The sequence below is a fragment of the Streptomyces sp. NPDC048277 genome (genome assembly GCF_040652235.1).
Classification (GTDB): domain Bacteria; phylum Actinomycetota; class Actinomycetes; order Streptomycetales; family Streptomycetaceae; genus Streptomyces.
Genome location: NZ_JBEZLQ010000010.1, coordinates 204,245 through 223,982, shown reverse-complemented (window position 1 = coordinate 223,982; position 19,738 = coordinate 204,245). Strand labels below are relative to the sequence as shown.

The window sequence follows — 19,738 nt, the reverse complement described above, 5'->3', positions numbered from 1 at the left end:
TGGAAGGCAGACCATGGCGGGACCCGTCCTGGAAATGCGCTCGATCGTCAAGACCTTTCCCGGCGTCAAGGCGCTGTCGGACGTCACGCTGACCGTCCGCCAGGGCGAGGTCCACGCCATCTGCGGGGAGAACGGCGCCGGCAAGTCGACCCTGATGAAGGTCCTCTCCGGCGTCCACCCGCACGGCACCTACGAGGGGGACATCCTCTTCGAGGGCGAGCTCTGCAAGTTCGGTGACATCCGGGCGAGCGAGCAGCGCGGCATCGTGATCATCCACCAGGAGCTGGCGCTGTCGCCGTACCTCTCGCTGGCGGAGAACATCTTCCTCGGCAACGAACACGCCAAGGGCGGGTTCATCGACTGGCGGGAGACCCTGCGGCACGCCACCGAACTGCTGCGCCGGGTGGGTCTGGACGACCACCCGGAGACCCGCGTCACCGACATCGGCGTGGGCAAGCAGCAGCTGGTGGAGATCGCGAAGGCGCTCTCGAAGAAGGTGAAGCTGCTCATCCTCGACGAGCCGACCGCGGCGCTGAACGACGAGGACAGCGGCAAACTCCTCGATCTGATCCTGGAGTTGAAGAACCAGGGCATCACCTCGATCATCATCTCGCACAAGCTCAACGAGATCCGCCGGGTCGCCGATTCGGTGACGATCATCCGGGACGGCCACTCCATCGAGACCCTCGACGTGAAGTCGAAGGAGACGACGGAGGAGCGGATCATCTCGGGCATGGTGGGCCGCGACCTGGACCACCGCTTCCCCGAACGCACCCCCTACGAGGGCGCGGAGGACGCGGCGCCGGCGCTGGAGATCCGCGACTGGACCGTGCGGCACCCGATCGACCACGAGCGCAAGGTCGTCGACGACGTGTCGATCCACGTCCGGCGCGGTGAGATCGTCGGGATCGCGGGTCTGATGGGCGCCGGCCGCACCGAGCTCGCGATGAACGTCTTCGGGCGGACCTACGGCCGTTACGACGGCGGCACGGTCCTCAAGGACGGTACGGAGATCCGTACGAAGTCCGTCGCGGAGGCGGTCGGGCACGGCATCGCGTACGTCACCGAGGACCGCAAGCACTACGGCCTCAACCTCATCGACACCATCAACCGGAACATCTCGCTGACCGCGCTGAAGAAGGTCGCGAGGCGCGGGATCGTGGACGAGCACGAGGAGCGGCAGGTCTCCGAGGGCTACCGCAAGTCCATGAACATCAAGGCGCCGACGGTCTTCGAGCCGGTCGGCAAGCTGTCGGGCGGCAACCAGCAGAAGGTCGTCCTCAGCAAGTGGATCTTCGCGGGTCCTGACGTGCTGATCCTGGACGAGCCGACCCGCGGCATCGACGTGGGCGCCAAGTACGAGATCTACACGGTCATCGACCAGCTCGCCGCCCAGGGCAAGGCGGTCGTCTTCATCTCCTCCGAGCTGCCCGAACTGCTCGGCATGTGCGACCGCATCTACACCATGGCCGCGGGCCGTCTGACCGGTGAGGTGCCCAGGGCCGAGGCCACGCAGGAAGTGCTGATGCGCCATATGACGAAGGACAAAGAGGTAACGCGATGAGCACGGATGTCACCGCCACGAGCCCGGCGCCCGCGCCGCCGGGCAAGAGCGGATCGGCCGCCGACGGGAACCTGCTCCAGCTGGTCCTCGGCGGGCTGCGCCGCAACATGCGCCAGTACGGCATGCTGATCGCGCTCGGTCTGATCGTCGCCCTGTTCGCCGTGTGGACCGACGGCGACCTGCTGCTGCCGCGCAACGTGTCCAACCTGGTCCTGCAGAACAGCTACATCCTGATCCTCGCCATCGGCATGATGATGGTGATCATCGCCGGGCACATCGACCTGTCGGTCGGCTCGCTGACGGCGTTCGTGGGCGCCTTCGCGGCCGTGCTGACGGTCAATCACGGAATAGCCTGGCCGATCGCGCTGGTCCTGTGCCTGGTGATGGGTGCCTTCGCGGGCGCCGCCCAAGGCGTGTTGATCGCCTACTTCGGCATACCGTCGTTCATCGTCACCCTCGCCGGGATGCTGCTCTTCCGCGGTCTCACCGAGATCCTGCTCCAGGGTCAGACCATCGGCCCGTTCCCCAACGGCCTGCAGAACCTGGGCAACGGCTTCCTGCCCGAGGTCGGCCCGAACACCAACTACCACAACATCACCCTGCTGCTGGGCATCGTGCTGATCGCCGCCGTGGTCTGGCAGGAGTTCCGGGACCGGCGCCGCCAGCAGGAGTTCGCGCTGGACGTGCCGCCCACCCGGCTGTTCCTGCTGAAGCTGACCGCGCTGGTCGCCGCGATCCTCGTCATGACGATGCTGCTCGCCAGCTACAAGGGCGCGCCGATCGTCCTGATCGTCCTGGGCGCGCTGGTCGTCGGCTACGGCTACGTGATGCGCAACGCGGTCTTCGGCCGGCACATCTACGCGATCGGCGGCAACCTGCCGGCGGCCAAGCTGTCCGGCGTCAAGGACAAGAAGGTCACCTTCTACGTCTTCCTGAACATGGGCGTGCTCGCGGCCCTGGCCGGACTGGTGGTAGCGGCCCGGCTGAACGCGGCCTCGCCGAAGGCGGGCGACGGCTTCGAACTGGAGGCCATCGCCTCCTCGTTCATCGGCGGCGCCTCCATGAGCGGCGGTGTCGGCACCATCCTCGGTGCCATCATCGGCGGCCTCGTCCTCGGCGTGCTGAACAACGGCATGAACCTCCTCAGCGTCGGCACCGACTGGCAACAGGTCATCAAGGGCCTCGCCCTTCTCGCGGCGGTCGGCTTCGACGTGTGGAACAAGCGCAAGTCCGGTTCGTAAGTCAGCGCGAACGCTCCGCTGGGAAGGCCGAATACACAGTGCGGGCCGGCGGGGGCCGGTCGCGCCCGCGCGGCGGTAGCCGCACATTCGACACGCCCCGCGCCCCTTCGGGGGCGCGGCTCAGCGGAGCGGCTTTCAACTCTCTTTAAGGAGCCGCTAGATGGAACTGAACAGACGCACGATCATTGCGGGTGCCGCAGCTGCGGGCATCGCCGCCACCACCCTCGGCACGGGCACGGCCGAGGCCGCCTCGGGAGGCAGGAAGCCGGTGAAGGAGTCCTTCGGGAAGCTCGCCGACGGCACGAAGATCTACCGCTGGTCGCTGGAGAACGGCGGCACCCGGCTGAAGGTCCTCAACTGGGGCGGTGTCGTCCAGACCCTGGAGCTCCCGGACCGCCGCGGCCGGTACGCCAACGTGGTCAACGGCTTCGACAACATCGAGGACTACGTCGCCAAGTCCCCGTACTTCGGCGCCCTCATCGGCCGCTACGGCAACCGCATCGGCAAGGGCCAGTTCACCCTCGACGGCAAGAGCTACCAGCTCTCCGTCAACGACGGCGTGAACAGCCTGCACGGCGGTACCCAGGGCTTCGACAAGCACGTCTGGGACGTCGAGCCGTTCGTGAAGGGCTCGGAAGTCGGCCTCGTCCTGCACTACACCAGCGTCGACGGCGAGATGGGCTACCCGGGCACGCTCAAGGCGAAGGTGACGTACACCCTCACCAAGCGCGGCGAGTGGATCATCGACTACGAGGCCACCACCGACAAGGCCACGGTCGTCAACCTCACCAGCCACGTCTACTGGAACCTCGCCGGCGAGGGCAGCGGGACGATCGAGGACCACGAGCTGACGATCGCGGCGGGGCGTTACACGCCGACGGACAGCGGCCTGATCCCCACCGGTGAGCTGGCCACCGTGCACGGCACCCCCTTCGACTTCCGCGAGACGAAGACCATCGGCCGGGACATCCGCGCCGGGCACGTCCAGCAGGTGCAGGCCAAGGGGTACGACCACAACTGGGTGCTCGACAAGGGCGTCACCGCGAAGCCGGAGCACATCGCGACGCTGCGGGACCCACGCTCGGGCCGGGCGCTGAAGATCGCGACCGACCAGCCGGGACTGCAGTTCTACTCCGGGAACTTCCTGGACGGGACGCTGACGGGGACGGGCGGGCGGACGTACCGGCAGGGTGACGCGCTGTGCCTGGAGACGCAGCACTTCCCGGACTCGCCGAACCATGCGGACTTCCCGTCGACCGTGTTGCGGCCGGGGCAGGTTTACAGGACTCGGACGGTTCATACGTTCGACGCCTGAGGTTGTGGGGGACTGTGCGGGCAGTAAGGGGCTGGTCGCGCAGTTCCCCGCGCCCCTGACGGGGCGCTGCACAGCCCGGTTCCGCGAAGAAACGGTATCTCACACTTTTTTCACACCGGGTGAACAGAGGATCAGTCGTATCCGTATTGAAAGGTGGCCCGTGCTCCCCCGCGCGGGCCACCCAAGCGACGGGCCCGGACGTCCCCATCGGGCCCGCCTCATACGGAGGTTCAATGGCCGGCAACGTCACCTCGTTGTTCCGCAGCGGTGCTCACAGCCCGTCGATGGCGGCGCTGGCGCGCGAAGGAGGCGACGGGACCGGGCCGGTTGACTTCTGCATCCCCTGCAACCCCTACTTCCCCACCCCGGCCATGATGGAAACAATGGCCGCCCGGCTGAAGGACATCATCACCTTCTACCCGAGCAGCGCCGACACCATCACCGCCGAGCTCTGCAACCTCCTCCAGCTCCCCCCGCAGGCCGTGGCCATGGGCAACGGGTCCACCGAGCTGATCACCTGGATCGACCACCTGCTGGTCCGCGAGTCCCTCGCCATCCCCGTCCCCACGTTCGGCCGCTGGACCGACCAGCCCATGGAGACCGGCAAGCGGGTCGACATGTTCCCGCTCCAGGAGTCCAACGGTTTCGTCCTGGACCTCGCGCAGTACGCCGACTTCATCCGCAAGCGGGGCACGAAGGTCGCCGTCATCTGCAATCCCAACAACCCCGACGGCGGCTTCATCCACAAGCAGGCCCTGGTGCAGTTCATGGACGCCATGGCCGACCTGGACCTGGTCGTCATCGACGAGTCGTTCCTGGAGTTCGCCGACGCCGAGCAGGAGCCGAGCGTCGTGCAGGAGGCGATGATCCGGCCGAACGTCATCGTGCTGCGCAGCCTCGGCAAGAACTTCGGCCTGCACGGCATCCGCTTCGGCTACATGGTCGCCAACCCCTCGCTGGCCGGCAAGGTCCGCTCGATGCTCCCGAAGTGGAACCTCAACGCCTTCGCCGAGTACGTCGTCTTCATGCTCAAGGAGCACGGCGCCGAGTACGCGCAGAGCCTGCTGCAGGTCCGCAAGGACCGCCTGGAGATGGCCAGCCAGCTCGCCACGCTGCCCGGTCTGACCGTCTACCCCTCGCAGGGCAACTTCCTCTTCGTGCGCCTTCCCGTCGGCGCCGAGGGCACCGTGGTCCGGGACCGGATGCTCACCGAGCACCGGATCCTGGTCCGCGAGTGCGGCAACAAGATCGGTTCGTCCAGCCGCTTCCTGCGTCTCGTGGTGCGCCCCGAGGTGGACGTGCGTCGCCTGGTGTCCGCCATGGAACAGGTGCTCTACGGGACCAGGAGGGGAGCCGCCGTGCCCGAGCTGGGCACAGGGACCAGCTACAGCTCGGGTACGGCGGCGGTGGACCGGCTGGTGAGCGAGACCAACGGGGCGGGCATGCAGCTCGCGCAGGCCGCCATGGGGATGGGGCCGGGTCTCGCCGCCGCTCCGGCCGCCGGTGTCGGCATGCCGCTCCCCGTCACCGGTCCGCCGGTCGGGATGCCGATGCCGGCGGCAGCCGCGGCCGCGCAGATGATGCAGGTGCCGCAGCAGATGCAGGTGCCCCAACCGATGATGGCGCCGGTACCGCCGATGGCGCCGCCCGCGCCGCCGGCCCCGGCGCCGATGCAGATGCCGATGGCTCCGCCGGCCGGGCCGACTCCGGCCGGCGTTCCGGCACGGGGTGGCCTCACGGCCGCGCAGGTACGGGGGATGACAGCACCGGCACCCGCTCCCGCGACCGGCTTGGCTCCGGCGCCGGCCACCGGGTGGCCGAACGCGCAGAGCTGGCCGAACGCGGCGGGGATGGGGCAGGCCGGCTAGTCGCCGTAGGGATTTCTGTGCGCGGCCGAGTGCGGCATCGTCGTGGCTGGTCGCGCAGTTCCCCGCGCCCCTGACGGGGCACGTCCCAGCCGCGGGGATGGGGCAGGCCGGCTAGTCGCCGTAGGAGGTTCTGTGCGCGGCCGGGTGCGGGTTGTCCGTGGCTGGTCGCGCAGTTCCCCGCGCCCCTTAGGGGGCGCTTTTCCTTACGGCGTGCAGGAGTGAGGCTCCCAGGGGGAGGGGGTGGCAGGCCGTGCGGTTGAAGCCTGTCTCCTCCAGCAGGCGGCTGTAGTCGGCTTCGTTCCTCTCTCTGCCTCCTACGTTGCACAGCATGTGGACGTCCCACGCCGGGGTCGGGGACGGGGTGCCCTCGTGGTCCGGCAGCAGGCGTTCCACGACGAGCAGGTGGGCGCCCGGGCGCATCGCCCGCGCGCAGTGCCGCAGGATGGTCGTGCAGCGGTCGTCGGGCCAGTCGTGCAGGACGCGGGAGAGCAGGTAGACGTCGCCGTCGGCCGGGACGGACTCCGTGAAGTCGCCGTCGGTGAAGGTGCAGCGGCCGGCCAGGTCGGCCAGTTGGGCGCGGGCCGCCGCCAGCGCCTCCGGGCGTTCCAGGAGGACGCCCTCCAGGTGGGTGTGGGCCCGCAGGACCCGGCCGAGCAGCGCGCCGTTGCCGCCGCCGACGTCGACCACCCGTCGTACGCCGGAGAAGTCGACCAGGTCCGGTACCGGTGTGAACATCTCCGCGCTCGCGGCCATCGCCCGGTGGAAGAGGTCGCCCAGTTCGGGGCGCTCGGCGAAATAGCGGAAGTGGTGCTGCCCGTGGCGGTGGGCGAAAGCTTCCTGCCCGGTGCGTACGGAGTGCGGCAGCCCGGCGAAGGAGTCGTAGAACGGGCCGCCGTACAGCAGCGCGAGCGGGTGCAGGGAGAACTCGGTGCCGGTGCGCAGCGGCTCGCCGAGGGCGGTCAGGTGGTACGTGCCGTCGGATGCCGTCAGCAGGCCCAGTGTGGCGAGGTAGCGCAGCAGGCGGCGCAGGGCGTCGGGGTCGGTGCCGGTGCGGTTCGCGAGGGTGTCCGCGTCGAGGCCGGGGCGGGCGGCGAGGTGGTCGGCGAGGCCCAGTTCGGCCATGGTGCGGACGGCCTGGGTGGCCCAGGCGCCGGTCATGACGCCGAGGAGGGCGAGGGCGGGGTCGGGGAGGGGCTCGTGGCGGCCGGGGAGGCGGAGTTCGAAGCGGCGGTGGTGAGGGGTGCGGAAGTAGAGGACGGTGACGTTCTCGTGGCCGTTGTGGCCGCCGCCGTCCGGGACCGCTCCGCCGCGTTCCGTCAGCAGGGTGCGCAGTCCGGCCGGGATCACCCTGCCCGGCGCGGTCACGGCGAAGGCGTGGTGCGACTCGTGGCCGCCCGCCCGTTCGTCGGCGGCGACCGTCTCCAGCGGGGAGCCGGGCGGCACGGGCAGCGCGAAGATCTCCACGGTCCGCCCGGCGACGGGCACATGGACGATCCCGACGGGGCTGTCGCCGACGGCCGGGCCGTAGCGCCGCAGCAGCCGTCCGCGCACCACCACGCTCGGCGTGACGGGCCCCGGGTCCAGTCCGGCGCACCGCAGTTCGTCGCGCAGTCCGTCGAGGGAGGCGGGGAAGACCAGGACGGCGGTGTGGTCGTAGACGAGGTGGCGCGAGACGTCGGCCCGCTCGTCGGCCGTCAGGCCGGGCAGCAGGTCGGCGAGAACCCGGTCGGTGTCGTGGTCGCGGACGTGCTCGGCCGCGTGCCGGATCCGGTCCAGGTCGGTTTCCGTCAGACATGGCTGTACGACGGAGAGGTTCATGAAGGGGTCCCGTTGATCGTGGGGCAGGGAAAGACCGGGGGTGTGACTCCCGGGGATCAGATGCCGACGTAGTTCTCGGCGAAGAAGTCCTGGTGGGCGCGGGAGGTGCGCAGGCTCTCCAGGCGGGCGTACTGCAACTCCCGTCCGTAGCGGGCCTTGTCGTCGTCGCCGGCCGGGCCGTGCAGCAGGCCGCTCATCCAGTGCGAGAACTCATGGGCCCGCCAGAGGCGGGGCAGACAGTCGGCGGGGTACCGGGCGAGGCTTGCTCCGCCGCCGCGGGCCAGGGCTCCTTCGAGGGCGCGGGCGAGCAACTCGGCCTGGAGGACGGCGAGGTTGGCACCCTTGGCGGCCGTCGGGCTGATGAGCCCGACGGCGTCCCCGGCCAGCCACAGCCGCCCGGCACCCGGGCGCTCCAGCACGTCGGACCGCAGATCGACGACCGCCTTCTCCAGCACGGCGCCCCGGCGCAGCGGACCGAACTCGTCCGTCCGCATCCGGATCGCCAGCTCGGCCCAGATCCGCTCCTCGCTCCACTCGGCGGGATCGGTGCCGCGCGGGCACTGCAGGTAGTACCGGGTGACGGACGCGCTGCGCGCCATGTGACCGGCGAACCCCCGCTCGTGCAGGGCGTATCCGACCGCGTCCAGGCTGGGCGGGGCGGCGGCCAGTACGGCCAGCCAGGAGACGCCGTGGTCCCAGCGGGCGGTCCGGGTGCCGTGGGCCGTCAGCGCGGCGCGGCCGATCCCCCGGTGCCCGTCGCAACCGGCGATGTACCGCCCCGTGACGCGGGTACCGCCACGCACCCGCACCGCGCCCTCGGTGATCTCCGCCGCCTCGGCGCCGAACCGGATCTCGCCGCCGCGCCGCAGGTACTCGGCGACCAGATCCCGCACCAGCTCCTGCTGGGGATAGACGGTGTGCGCCTCGCCCTGCCCCGACTTCCCGTAGTCCAGGGTGAATTCACCACGGTCGCTGCGGAACAGGCAGGCGGTGTGGGTCGTGCCGTGGGCGAGCAGGCCGCCGCCGAGGCCGTTCTCCGTGAGTACGCGGACGGAGTGGGCGGCGAGGAACCCGGCCCGGGCGCGGCCCTCCACGGCCTCGCGGCTGCGCCGCTCAAGGATCACGCAGTCGACGCCCCGGTCCAGCAGCAGGCTCCCCAGTACGAGCCCTGCCGGGCCGGCGCCGACGATCACTACACCGACCTGTGCTGTTGCCATGCCCCGCCCCTGGAGTTGCTCTTCGGCCAGGAGGTTTCATATCAGGATGAAAGCGGCGAACGGCGCCTTAAGTGGATCAATTACCCCTAAAGGGTTGGCTGTCGAACACAGTCGAACGCGGTGGGGCCGTGGCAACGGGCCGAACAGCACGGTGCCCGTCCGCGTGACATGCGGACGGGCACCGGATCGAGCGCCGGGCAGGCCTTGCACCTGCATCTCCCCGCAGGAAGCGGGGCGTCTTTCCTTGGACCACCAACGCAGCACCAGCCACCGGGAGTTACGGCGACCAGCTCTGAAACGATCATACCGTACGCGGCGGGTCCTCCTGCTCCCCGTCGAGCCGGCGGACCAGGCCCCGCAGGACGGGCCCGTACTCGGGGTGGGCGAGGGCGGACGCCATCTGGGCCACGAGGTAGTCGGCCGGGTTTCCGGTGTCGTACCAGCGGCCCTGGATGACCTGCCCGTACACGGCCCGGCTGCTGGCGTAGGCGTTGATCGCGTCGGTCAGGTAGACCTCGCCGGTCCGGTGCTCGTACCAGCGCCGGGTCTGCTCACGCAGTTCGTCGATGATGCCGGGCGTGACGACATAGCCGCCGATGGCCGCGTACGGGGACGGGGCGTCGGCCGGGTCGGGCTTCTCGACCAGGCCGGTGATGCGCAGCTGACCGTCACCGAGGTCCTCCTTGACTATGGGCACGCCGTAGCGCTGGGAGTCGGCGGGGTCCATGGGCAGCAGGGCGAGCACCGGGCAGCCGGTCTGCTCGTAGGCGCGGATGAGCTGCTGGGCGCGGGGGACCTCGGCGACGAAGACGTCGTCCGGCCACAGCACGAGGACCGGTTCGTCGCCGAAGGCGCGGGCGGCGTTCAGCACGGGGGTGCCGTTGCCGTAGGGGCCGTACTGGTCGAGGTAGGTGATGTGGCCGCGGCGGGCCAGTTCCGCGACTTCCTCGACCGCGTCGGCGTAGGCGGCCTTGCCGTCGTTGCGCAGCTGCTCGACCAGGGCGGGATTGGGCCGGAAATGGTCCTGGATCAGGCTCTTCCCGCCGGATACGACGATGGTGATGTCGGTGATGCCGGAGTCCACCAGCTCACGCACGGTGTGCTCGATCACCGGCTTGTCGCCGACCGGGAGCATCTCCTTCGGCGTGGCCTTGGTCAGCGGCAGCAGGCGGGAGCCCAGTCCGGCGGCGGGGATCACGGCCCTGCGGATCGTCGGGGACATCAGGTCTCTCTCGCTTCCATCTCGGTCGGACGGCACGGGTACGCAGACGCTACCAACGGGGGCTGTACCGGGCGGGAAACGCGGGTTGCCCGAAGCTGTTCATCGGGCGATTTCCAAGGACACTCCAGGAGAAGGTCCAACTTCCCTGACGCATCGTCATTTACACTTTCGCCGTCACACAGCGTGAGGGATATCGTGAGAAGCCTAAACGAAATGCTGCGTAGACCGCGGCGCCCTTTTGTTCTCCGCGCAGCACTCATCAGCGTGCTCTTCGTCCAGTCGGCCGCCCTTTTCGCCCAGGACTCGGAGATCAGCGATCTGCGGGTACAGCACATGGACCTCGAAGGACATCAGATCGAGGTCGGCCCCTCCGGTCCACCCGGCCCCGTGGGCCCGTCCGGCCCCGTCGGCCCGGCGGGCAAGGACGGCAAGGACGGGCAGGACGGACAGAACGGCACGAACGGAAATGACGGGAGGCAAGGAAAGGACGGAAAAGACGGAAAGGACGGCAAGGACGGACAGAACGCCGTCGCCACTCCCAAACCGGCGTCGTCCGAGTCCCGTAGCTGACCGCCCAGAGGGCGACACCCGACCAGGCGCGGCACCGGCATGTGTGCCGCGCTGCACTTTCGCCGTCACACAGCGTGAGAGACATCGTGAAAAGCGTAAACGAAATGCTGCGCGGAGCGCGGCGCACCCTCGTGCTCGGCGCCGCGCTGATCACCGCGATCGCCGCGCAGTCGACCGCACTCGTCATCCATCAGATGCAGATCGACGACATGCGGACACAGAACCTCGACCTCCAGGGGTACTTCGTCGAGCCCGGCCCCTCCGGTCCGCCGGGCCCGTCCGGTCCCGCCGGTCCGCGCGGCCCCTCCGGCCCGCCCGGCAGGGAGGGCCGGCACGGGAGGGAGGGGAGAGACGGTCATGACGGGAGAGACGGCCACAGCGGACACAGGGGGCACAACGGAAGGAGGGGAGAGAACGGCGAGGTCGTCTACTGAGACGCCGGCGCCTCAGTAGGCCACCGGCCAACCCGAGCTCCAGTCCAGCAGGTTGATCCCCAGCTTGGGTGTCCCGCTGTCGTTCCCGTCGTAGTAGTGGTAGACGATCAGGTCGCCGTCCGTGTCGTTCATGACGGACTCGCCGCCGGGGCCGATGATCGTGCCGTGGGACTCAAGGACCGCCGTGCCGCCGTTGTCGGTCATCGCCACGCCGCTCTTGTCGTAGTACGGCCCGGTGACCGACGCGGCCCGCCCCACCTTCACCTTGTACGTCGAGCTCGTGCCCTGGCAGCACAGGTCGTAGGAGGCGAAGAGGTAGTAGTAGCCGTTGCGTTCGACGATGTACGGCGCCTCCACCGCCTTGCTGCCCGTGGGGCGGGCGGCGAGGGAGTAGCGGGTCGTGTCGCCCGAGTACTGCTTCCCGGTCGACGGGTCGATGCGGATCATCTTGATACCCGTCCACCAACTCCCGAACGACAGCCACCACTTGCCGTCCCCGTCCACGAACAGGTTCGGGTCGATGGCGTTGTAGTCGCTGGAGGAGGTGGAGGTGTAGACGATGCCGTAGTCGCTCCAGGAGCCCGGCAGGCCCGTCGCGGAACCGGCCAATCCGATGGCCGACGTGTTGGAGCCGAACGTGGAGACGGCGTAATACATCAGGTACTTGCCGCCGTGGTACGAGATGTCCGGCGCCCAGGCCTCCGTCGCGTACGTCGACCACCAGCCCGGCTTCGTGGTGAACGCGTCGGAGCCGGCGGTGAAGGCGACGCGGTCCGTGGACGTCCTGTACGCCAGGCCGCCGCCGGTGGAGTAGAGCAGGTAGCGTCCCGAGGACGTACGGATCATCGTCGGGTCGTGGACGACGACGTCACCGGTGACCGTGCCCGGGTTGGGATACGCCGACGCGCTCGTCGGGACCAGGGCGAGCAGGATCGCGGCGGGCAGGGCGAGGAGTGCGGTGCGAGTGCGGCTCACGCGAAGCCTCCTTGTAGACCGAGGAGTTGACCATGACATGTCCGTGATGTCGAACAGCGATCGTCAATTCGGACGGACCGTAGAATCGAATCGTTTTGCCGTCAACGGTTTTCGCAGGGATCACGGCCGACCCGCCTGTCTCATCCCTGGACTTGACTGCCGCTCACTTTGCCCAACTAACAGCCCCCGAACAGGAACCGTTTCTACGGTGCCGTGTCCATGACAGACACCTCAGAGGACGCCCGCTCCGTCGGGCGCCGTACCGTACTCGTCGCCACCGGGACGACCGCCGCTGCCCTGGCCGTAGGTGCAGCGGTCTCGCTCGAGGCCCCCGCGGCCTCCGCCGCCCCCGACCTCCGGCCGGCCGCCGCCGCGGCGGTCTGCACCCTCACGGAGGAAATGACCGAGGGCCCCTACTACCTCGACGGCGCGCTGGTCCGCAGCAACATCACCGAGGGCAAGTCCGGCATCACCCTCAGCCTCGCCCTCACCGTCGTCAACTCCGCCTGCACCGTCATCCCCAACGCCCTGGTGGAGGTCTGGCACGCCGACGCGCTCGGGGAGTACTCGGGCTATGTCGGCGCCAACGGCCACAGCGAGAGCGACGACGGCACCTTCCTGCGCGGCGGCGTGCTCACCAACTCCAGCGGCGTCGCCAACATCACCACCATCTACCCGGGCTGGTACCAGGGCCGCTGCATCCACATCCACGTGAAGGTCCACACGGGCGTCACCCTGACCTCCGACGGCTCCTTCACCGGCGGTTCGACCCTGCACACCGGCCAGCTCTTCATCAACGAGACCATCACCACCGCGGTCGCGAAGGTCTCGCCCTACTCGACCAACACGGTCACCCGCACCACGCTCGCCCAGGACGGGATCTACGACGACGGAGGCGCCTCCTCCGGCCTCATGACCGTCACCGGCTCCACCTCCGCCGGCTACACCGGCACGCTCACCCTCGGCGTCTCCAGCTGACGCCCGGCCCCTGGGGGACGCCGAGGTGCGCCCGTACGTCCCCCAGGGGCCGACCCGGCACGGCCTGCGAAGGTGCCGCTCACGCGGCGGCCCCGGCCGCGGCGCTGCGCCGCGACTCCCAGAACCACTCGTTCTGCCTGGCCGTGGAGAAACCGATCGCGGAACAGACGAGGGCCTGCAAGGCGGCCGGCAGGGCGGAGATCTCCCACCAGAGACGGGGGGTCCCGGGCCGGGAACCCCGCTGCACCGCAAGCCTGCCCTCGGGGTCGACGGTCACGGTGAGGCGGTCCCCCACGGCGAGATGCCCGGCGCTCACCGTGCCTGCCAGTTCGCGGCCGGACCGATCCGCCAGCCGGGCCACCCGCCCTCCGTCGCTCAGGCCTCCCCCGCCGTCGACGTAGTACACCGAGGTCACGACCGCCTGCTCGATCCGACCGCGGTCGTGCAGTGCCTGCTGCTGCAGCGCGTAGGTGAACGTGGCCGTCGTGAGTGCGACGCAGACCGCGGCCACGAGATCCGGCTTCCCGAACTCCCGGTGCGGGTCGAGGAGGAGACCGACCAGTCCGATCAGACAGCCGGTCGCGACGAGGGCCATCACGAAGACGACCGACGACGCCCACCAGCCGGGTGCCTCGACCGCGCCGTACGCTATGCCGAACGAGCCTGCGGTCACCAGGGCACTCGCGGGCACGGCCAGCACGGTCCACAGCCCCCGCACGGTCCACTTCCGCCGCCGCGTCGTCTCCCCGGCATCTTTCATCACACGTACCACTTTCTCGTTCCAACGGGCGAACAAGTCATGCCCAAAGCAACGGGCGGCGACGCATCGGCGGCACGTCACGGGTGAGGTGCCGCGCGGTCCCGGTGCCGTAGGGGCAGGTCGACTTCGGCCCGTACGGTCTTGCCGGGCGCGTCGGCGCACTCGCGGTCCAGCACCTCCCACCGGTCGGCCAGCGCGTCCACCAGCACGAGCCCGCGCCCGCCGTCCTCCAGCGGCCGGGGCGGCCGTACGGCCCCGGGTGCGGGCGGCCGTTGTTCCGCCCGGGTGTCGGTGACCTCGACCCGCACGCCGCCCGTCACCAGCGAGAGCCGTAACTCGAAGTCCCGGCCGGGCACCCGCCCGTGCGTGACCGCGTTCGCGGCCAGCTCCGCGACGATCACCGACACCTTGTCGATCACCTCCGGCGCCGCGAACCGCCCTCCCCACGCGTGGAGTTGGGCGACGGCGAGATGCCGGGCGAGCCGGGCACCCCGCGGGGTGGCACTCAGCCGCTGGGCGAGTGTCCGACTCACGGTGACCGTGGTGGGGGGAGCTTCCATGCGCCCAATCTGCCGCCTGGAAAGGGCGGTTCTCCAGGTGGGAGCCGCGTACGCCGGGGCCGCGTACGCGGTCACCGACTGGACCGTACCGGTGACTTACCGTCACCATGGGGGCGAGAGGTGGCCTACGTGGGCGATGGAGTGGAGCCGGAGTCGTCGGACAGCCTGCGGACCTTCGGGGCGGTGGTCCAGGCGTTGCGCGAGCACGCGGGGCTGAGCCGGGAGGAGTTCGCGGAACTGGTGCGGTTCTCGAAACACACGGTGGCGTCGATCGAACTGGGACGCCGGATGCCGGACCAGTCCTTCATCGAGGCGGCGGAGGCGGTACTGGGCAACACGGGCGCGCTGCGGCGGGCGGCGGCGCACCTGGCACGGCAGCCGGGGTTGGCGGCGTGGTTCCGGCGGTGGGCCCGGATGGAGGGGACGGCGGTCACGCTGTACACGTACGAGTGCCGCCTGCTTCCGGGGTTGTTGCAGACGGAGGCGTACGCGCGGACGCTGTTCACCCAGCAGCTGCCGCCGCTGGACGACGAGCAGATCGAGGCACAGTGGCTGGCCCGAGCGGACCGGCAACGACTGCTGCGGGAGCGCCCCAACACGGCGTTCAGCTTCATCCTGGAGGAGGGCGTCTTCCTGCGCCGGACCGGCGGCACGGAGGTCACCCGGGAACTCATCGATCACGTGCTCCGACTCGCGGAGCTGCGGAACGTCGAGATCCAGGTCATGCCGCAGGTACAGGAGACGCACGCGGGACTTGACGGCCCCATGCGGCTGTTGGAAACCCCGGAGAACCGCTGCTTCGCCTACTGCGAAGGCCAGGAGAGCGGTCAGCTGATCGCCGATCCAAAAGTGGTCAGCATGCTCCAGATGCGGTATGCCAGGATGCGCTCACAGGCTCACACTATTAGAGACTCACTCGGCCTGTTGCAGCGGATGCGAGGGGACTTATGAGGACCACCAACCTGACCTGGTTCAAGAGCAGTTATAGCGGCGGCTCGGGCGATGACTGCGTCGAAGTGGCCCTCTCCTGGCACAAGTCCAGCTACAGCAGCGGCGGTTCCGGCGACTGCGTCGAAGTCGCCGCCTGCCCCGCCGCCATCCACATCCGCGACTCGAAGAACCGGCGGGGCCCGTCGCTGGCCCTCTCCCCCACCGCCTGGGCCGACTTCCTGGCGTACGTGCCGAAGACGAGTGCCCAGGTCGGCAGGACCTACTGAACTGCTTGCCGCCCGGACTCGGTTGGAATCACCAGTACGAGATCGGGCTGTGTGAGGTGATCGGCATGTCGCTGCCGTACATCGTGAGTTCGCTCATGTAGGCGTGCCCGGCGGTGGCGTTGATGTGCCAGGGACCGCCGTGCATGTCGGCACACTTGACCCCGGTGGACCAGAGGGTCTTGTTCGCCGTGACGTCGACGAGCGAGAACCTCACCGAGGTGCAGTAGTTCGGGAGAATGGTGATGTAGAAGTCCGGCAGCACCTGGTTGCCGCCGGCGCTGATGCACGCGGACATGCCGTAGGTCTCGTGGTCGCAGCCGCCGCCGGAGGCGGCGTCGGCGGGCGTGGCCGTGAAGAGGCCGGCAGCGGTGAGGCCGACGGCCATGGCCCCGGTGGCGAGCTTTCGGGCGAGGTTCACGAGATGTCTCCTTGGCGGTTGTGGCAGCCGGCTGACTGACGCCGATGAACCTACGGCGCGGTCGGGCCGCCTCCCAAGGACTGCGCGGCAGGTGCGGCAATGACGGGACGGGACGGCTCTGACCTGCGGTGATGCACTGTTCCGTGACGGTTCGCCGGGACACGCCGAGTCGGGACGTCCACGGACACCCGGCCCGGCTACGATCTTCCGCCGGACATGGGGAACGTCTGGGGACGGAATGGGGCGGGGTATGGCACGGTGGAAAGAACTGCCCGGGGGACTGGATCCCGTCGTGGTGGAGTTCGTCGGGCGGTTGCGTCGGCTGAAGGACGGCAGCGGCCTGAGTCTGCCCAGGCTCGCCGCGCGGACGGGTTACAGCGCATCCTCGTGGGAGCGTTACCTGAACGGCCGTCTGCTGCCGCCGGCCGCGGCGGTCGAGGCGCTGGCGGCGGTCACGGGCGCGGACACGGCGCGGCTGCTGGCGCTCCACGGGGCGGCGGCGGATTCCTGGCACCGGGACCGGTCGGCCGACGGTACGGACCCGGATGCCGCGCCGGACCACGGACCACCGCCGACCACCGTTGCGCCAAGCCCTGTTCAGCGGCCGGTGACCCGGCTGCGGCTGTATCTGACCGCTGCCGGAGCGGCGGTGGCGGGAGCGGTGATCGCCGGGGTGACGGTGGCGGCGGTCGACGGGCAGACGTCGGCCGCTTCCGCCCACCCGGTGGCCGTGGCCCGTCCGATCACCTACGCCTGCACGTACGTCCGCAAGGCGGGGTCGTGGTACGCCGGGAACAGCGACACCCGCAGCGACGCGCTCGAAGTCGACATGTCGGGCCCCGAGGTCGCCGAACTGCAGTGCCTGCTCCAGCGTGCCGGTATCTCCCCCGGAGGCGTGGACGGCAACTTCGGACCGCTGACCGAGTCCGCGGTGATCACCGCGCAGAAGAGGTACCACCTGGACATCGACGGCCAGGTGGGCCCGCGCACCTGGGCGGCGTTGCGCGGATGACGGGGATCCCGCCCGAGTGCGAGCGGCTGGCGGCCCGCCTGCGGATGCTCCGCGACCGCCGCCGGCTCACCCTGTCGGCGCTGGCGACGGAATCGGCCTACAGCAAGTCCTCCTGGCAGCGCTGGCTGGCCGGGCGGTCCGTTCCGCCCTGGCCGGCGGTGAGCGTGCTGTGCCGCCTCGCCGACGAGCCGGAGCCCGGCGTACGCGCGCTGTGGGAACTGGCGGAAAGAGCCTGGAGCCGGCGCACCGCGACACGTGCGCTGCCCGTGCGGGACGGAGCGCGGGAAGCGCCGGACCCCGCCGCTTCCCGCGATGCCGCTCCGGCTCCGACCCCGACTCCGACCCCGGCTCCGGTCGGGCCATCGGTCCGGCTGTTCCGCAAGCGGCTCATCGGGCGCGTCGCCGCCGGGGTCGCCGGGGTCGCCGCGCTGGTCGCCTGCACCGTCTTCCTGCTCACCGGGGCGGGCCGGGTGGCTTCCGACGCCTCCGCGGGCTTCCGCGTCGGTTGTACGGGCGTCGCCTGCAACGGCAAGGACCCGGGACCGCCGCTGTGCGGAGTCGAACCGAAAACGCTGCTCCACGTGCAGACACCCACCGGCATCGGGCTGGAAATCCGCTACAACCCGTTGTGCCGGGCCGCCTGGGCCCGGGTCTGGAACGCGCCCACCGGCTCCACCCTGACCTTCACCGTCCCCGGCCAGCCCACACAGCGCGTAACCGCCGCACACGCCGACGACACCGACCCGTTCGTCTACACGGACCTGGCGGCCGTACCCGGCCACGGCCACGACATGAAGGCGTGCGTGACCCCCGGCCCGAAAACCCCGGCCACTTGCTACGCAGTGCCCCAGCCGTGATCAGTGAACGCACTTTTCATCCACCTGATCTACACAGGACCTGAACAGCGTGATTTGATCCCGGTACCGCTAGTCCACCGGGGGGATTCAGCCATGTCCAGACGCCTTTTCGCCGTGTTCCTGGCGCTGGGCGCCACCGTCCTCACCTCGTGCTCCGGCTCCGGGGGGACGGCCCTGGACGGAGGCCTCCAGTCCTACGGCATCTCCGGGTACGAGCACGCCCAGGTCGGCAAGGAGTACTGGGTGACCCTGCCGCAGATGGAGAACACGTCGGGGAAGCCGCTCACCGTCCTCAGCGGGAAGATCGTCCACGTGCCGGCCGGGCTGCGGATCACGGGTTACCGGATCGCCGGCGCCGGTGCCGGCGGTCACCCCATAGGGGCGAGCCCCGTCGGCGCCACGGACGACGTCGGTCGTGCCGGTGCTCGCAAGGGCGACCGGATCCGGATCAAGGCGCACGGCCTGTCGGACCTGTACTACGAGGCCCGGGTCAAGGTGACCGGCCCCGTCCACGGCGACCTGACCACCTGCCGTTACGAGTACCGGCAGGGCTCCACCACGTACCACCAGGACCTCGGCTGCGACACCCGGATCCGGCTCGGCAAACCCCTGTCCACCTGAGGTGTGTCAGGGCGACGCGGTGGCCCGAGCCATGACCGGCTTGGCCCAGGCCTCCGACACGGCCTTCGGAACCGTGCTGGTCAGGCCGTTCTCCTTGGTGAAGGCGAGTGTCCCGTTGCAGCCGCCGCCACCGCAGCCGTCCGGCAGCCCCAGTTGGGCATCCTCACCGCTCTCCGCTTGGAGACTGACGAATCCGAGCACATCACCGCCCGCGTCTCCGGCTGTCTCGTCCTGCAATGCGGGCTGCGAACCGACCGACTGGTGAACCTCACGACCGACCACGTCCTAGTCCACCCAGAGGAACCCGGCGTCCTCGGTCTTCAACTCGGCCGAGACCCGCTCAGGCTCCGGCCACGACTGTCCGCACTGCTCCAACAGTTGATCGCCGAACGGCGTCCACTGGCTGCCCCGCTCAGGACGCGTGCGACTCCCTACCTCTTCCCCGGCCTCCGCCCCGACCAGCCCGTCACCTCCGCCACCATGCAGAGACGACTGACCCGCCTGGGCATCCCCAGCACCAGCAAGGCCCGCAACGGGGCATGGCTGGCCATGGTCGGCGCCGTCCACTGGAAGATGCTCGCCGATCTCCTCGGTCTCGCCGACGGCACGACCTACAACTGGCACAAGCTCAACGGGGGAGACCGCGCCAGCTACGTCGCCAGCCGACTCAAAGCCTCTCAAGCACCCATGGGACCCGAGTAGACGCCAGCCCCATCATTTGACGCCCTAGTAGTCCAGTCGCAGATCGAGCTCAACTGCCTTCCCGCACCGCCCCGTTGGCTGGCTTTCACTCTCTGGGTGACTTCCCTGGCTCTTCCAGTCATGACGGTCGGGAGCCGGGCCGGGCCGCTGAAAGCGGTGGGCCGTGGTCCCTGTGCCCTCGCGGATCGAAGCCAGCGACCGTGTCCGCCTTGTCGGATATTCCGCAAAGGGTAGATCAAATGTTAAGGATAGCCCTCGTGGACACATCCCTCGCCAAGCGGGTGACAAATCCGACTAATTGTGAGCTTCTCGCGTCAGGTGCGGGTCTGCGCTGCCGGCTACTTGACTGATCGATTTTACGTTCTTTTATAGATCTTGGTTCGGCGCAC

21 protein-coding genes are annotated in these 19,738 nt (G+C 69.5%); 13 read left to right on the top strand and 8 right to left on the bottom strand.

Going from position 1 to position 19,738, the window contains the following annotated elements; all coding sequences use genetic code 11:
* The first annotated feature begins 13 nt into the window (after positions 1–13).
* The 4 genes from mmsA to AB0D85_RS22950 all read left to right on the top strand — a co-directional run bounded on the left by mmsA (position 14) and on the right by AB0D85_RS22950 (position 5,988).
* Positions 14–1,564: a multiple monosaccharide ABC transporter ATP-binding protein gene (mmsA, locus tag AB0D85_RS22965; protein WP_362322982.1), complete on the top strand. Its 1,551-nt coding sequence runs from the start codon at positions 14–16 to the stop codon at positions 1,562–1,564.
* Positions 1,561–2,805 (top strand): multiple monosaccharide ABC transporter permease, encoded by a 1,245-nt coding sequence (mmsB, locus tag AB0D85_RS22960; RefSeq protein WP_362322980.1) that lies wholly within the window; start codon positions 1,561–1,563, stop codon positions 2,803–2,805. Before mmsA ends, mmsB begins: the two co-directional genes overlap by 4 nt.
* A gap of 160 nt (positions 2,806–2,965) precedes the next feature.
* Entirely contained in the window at positions 2,966–4,120 is a 1,155-nt protein-coding gene (locus AB0D85_RS22955; protein WP_362322978.1) for an aldose epimerase family protein, read from the top strand.
* A gap of 233 nt (positions 4,121–4,353) precedes the next feature.
* Positions 4,354–5,988 carry a histidinol-phosphate transaminase gene (locus AB0D85_RS22950; protein ID WP_362322976.1) on the top strand — a complete coding sequence of 545 codons (1,635 nt, stop codon included), beginning with the start codon at positions 4,354–4,356 and terminating at the stop codon, positions 5,986–5,988.
* Between the two features lie 186 nt (positions 5,989–6,174).
* Here the strand turns inward: AB0D85_RS22950 and AB0D85_RS22945 are convergent, their stop codons facing one another.
* The 3 genes from AB0D85_RS22945 to AB0D85_RS22935 all read right to left on the bottom strand — a co-directional run bounded on the left by AB0D85_RS22945 (position 6,175) and on the right by AB0D85_RS22935 (position 10,245).
* A complete protein-coding gene (locus tag AB0D85_RS22945; RefSeq protein ID WP_362322974.1) occupies positions 6,175–7,806 on the bottom strand; it encodes a methyltransferase in 1,632 nt (543 codons plus the stop codon).
* Between the two features lie 56 nt (positions 7,807–7,862).
* Entirely contained in the window at positions 7,863–9,023 is a 1,161-nt protein-coding gene (locus AB0D85_RS22940) for a 4-hydroxybenzoate 3-monooxygenase (protein ID WP_362322972.1), read from the bottom strand.
* A gap of 301 nt (positions 9,024–9,324) precedes the next feature.
* Positions 9,325–10,245 carry a UTP--glucose-1-phosphate uridylyltransferase gene (locus AB0D85_RS22935; RefSeq protein WP_362322970.1) on the bottom strand — a complete coding sequence of 307 codons (921 nt, stop codon included), beginning with the start codon at positions 10,243–10,245 and terminating at the stop codon, positions 9,325–9,327.
* A gap of 264 nt (positions 10,246–10,509) precedes the next feature.
* Between AB0D85_RS22935 and AB0D85_RS22930 the strand changes: the two genes are divergently transcribed.
* Together AB0D85_RS22930 and AB0D85_RS22925 are read left to right on the top strand one after the other, a co-directional pair.
* Entirely contained in the window at positions 10,510–10,815 is a 306-nt protein-coding gene (locus AB0D85_RS22930; RefSeq protein WP_362322968.1) for a hypothetical protein, read from the top strand.
* A gap of 104 nt (positions 10,816–10,919) precedes the next feature.
* Complete coding sequence (locus AB0D85_RS22925; RefSeq protein ID WP_362322966.1) at positions 10,920–11,249, top strand: hypothetical protein; 330 nt, start codon at positions 10,920–10,922, stop codon at positions 11,247–11,249.
* A gap of 12 nt (positions 11,250–11,261) precedes the next feature.
* Here the strand turns inward: AB0D85_RS22925 and AB0D85_RS22920 are convergent, their stop codons facing one another.
* The gene (locus AB0D85_RS22920; protein WP_362322964.1) at positions 11,262–12,263 is read right to left on the bottom strand and encodes an arabinan endo-1,5-alpha-L-arabinosidase; all 1,002 of its coding nucleotides are present in this window, start codon (positions 12,261–12,263) and stop codon (positions 11,262–11,264) included.
* 180 nt (positions 12,264–12,443) lie between these two features.
* Here AB0D85_RS22920 and AB0D85_RS22915 point away from each other — a divergent pair, with 180 nt between their 5' ends.
* Positions 12,444–13,202, top strand: a complete 759-nt coding sequence (locus tag AB0D85_RS22915) for an intradiol ring-cleavage dioxygenase (RefSeq protein ID WP_362322962.1) — start codon at positions 12,444–12,446, stop codon at positions 13,200–13,202.
* Positions 13,203–13,281: 79 nt separating this feature from the next.
* Here AB0D85_RS22915 and AB0D85_RS22910 read toward each other — a convergent pair whose 3' ends face one another.
* Both AB0D85_RS22910 and AB0D85_RS22905 read right to left on the bottom strand, forming a co-directional pair.
* A complete protein-coding gene (locus AB0D85_RS22910) occupies positions 13,282–13,962 on the bottom strand; it encodes a hypothetical protein (RefSeq protein ID WP_362322960.1) in 681 nt (226 codons plus the stop codon).
* Between the two features lie 77 nt (positions 13,963–14,039).
* On the bottom strand, positions 14,040–14,522 hold the full coding sequence (locus tag AB0D85_RS22905) for an ATP-binding protein (RefSeq protein WP_362322958.1): 483 nt from the start codon (positions 14,520–14,522) through the stop codon (positions 14,040–14,042).
* Between the two features lie 129 nt (positions 14,523–14,651).
* Between AB0D85_RS22905 and AB0D85_RS22900 the strand changes: the two genes are divergently transcribed.
* Positions 14,652–15,473 (top strand): helix-turn-helix transcriptional regulator, encoded by an 822-nt coding sequence (locus AB0D85_RS22900; protein ID WP_362322956.1) that lies wholly within the window; start codon positions 14,652–14,654, stop codon positions 15,471–15,473.
* The gene (locus tag AB0D85_RS22895; RefSeq protein ID WP_362322954.1) at positions 15,470–15,739 is read left to right on the top strand and encodes a DUF397 domain-containing protein; all 270 of its coding nucleotides are present in this window, start codon (positions 15,470–15,472) and stop codon (positions 15,737–15,739) included. The genes AB0D85_RS22900 and AB0D85_RS22895 overlap by 4 nt, the downstream gene beginning before the upstream one ends.
* 28 nt (positions 15,740–15,767) lie before the next feature.
* Here AB0D85_RS22895 and AB0D85_RS22890 read toward each other — a convergent pair whose 3' ends face one another.
* Complete coding sequence (locus AB0D85_RS22890) at positions 15,768–16,157, bottom strand: hypothetical protein (protein ID WP_362322952.1); 390 nt, start codon at positions 16,155–16,157, stop codon at positions 15,768–15,770.
* A gap of 250 nt (positions 16,158–16,407) precedes the next feature.
* Here AB0D85_RS22890 and AB0D85_RS22885 point away from each other — a divergent pair, with 250 nt between their 5' ends.
* From AB0D85_RS22885 to AB0D85_RS22875, 3 genes are all read left to right on the top strand, one after another.
* Complete coding sequence (locus AB0D85_RS22885; protein WP_362322950.1) at positions 16,408–17,169, top strand: peptidoglycan-binding protein; 762 nt, start codon at positions 16,408–16,410, stop codon at positions 17,167–17,169.
* Positions 17,166–18,026, top strand: coding sequence for a DUF2690 domain-containing protein (locus AB0D85_RS22880; RefSeq protein ID WP_362322948.1), 861 nt, complete (start codon positions 17,166–17,168; stop codon positions 18,024–18,026). Before AB0D85_RS22885 ends, AB0D85_RS22880 begins: the two co-directional genes overlap by 4 nt.
* A gap of 93 nt (positions 18,027–18,119) precedes the next feature.
* The gene (locus AB0D85_RS22875) at positions 18,120–18,647 is read left to right on the top strand and encodes a hypothetical protein (RefSeq protein ID WP_362322946.1); all 528 of its coding nucleotides are present in this window, start codon (positions 18,120–18,122) and stop codon (positions 18,645–18,647) included.
* A 6-nt stretch (positions 18,648–18,653) separates the two neighbouring features.
* Here the strand turns inward: AB0D85_RS22875 and AB0D85_RS22870 are convergent, their stop codons facing one another.
* Entirely contained in the window at positions 18,654–18,884 is a 231-nt protein-coding gene (locus AB0D85_RS22870; RefSeq protein ID WP_362322944.1) for a hypothetical protein, read from the bottom strand.
* Between the two features lie 243 nt (positions 18,885–19,127).
* Between AB0D85_RS22870 and AB0D85_RS22865 the strand changes: the two genes are divergently transcribed.
* The gene (locus tag AB0D85_RS22865; RefSeq protein ID WP_362322942.1) at positions 19,128–19,349 is read left to right on the top strand and encodes a hypothetical protein; all 222 of its coding nucleotides are present in this window, start codon (positions 19,128–19,130) and stop codon (positions 19,347–19,349) included.
* The last annotated feature ends 389 nt before the right edge of the window (positions 19,350–19,738 follow it).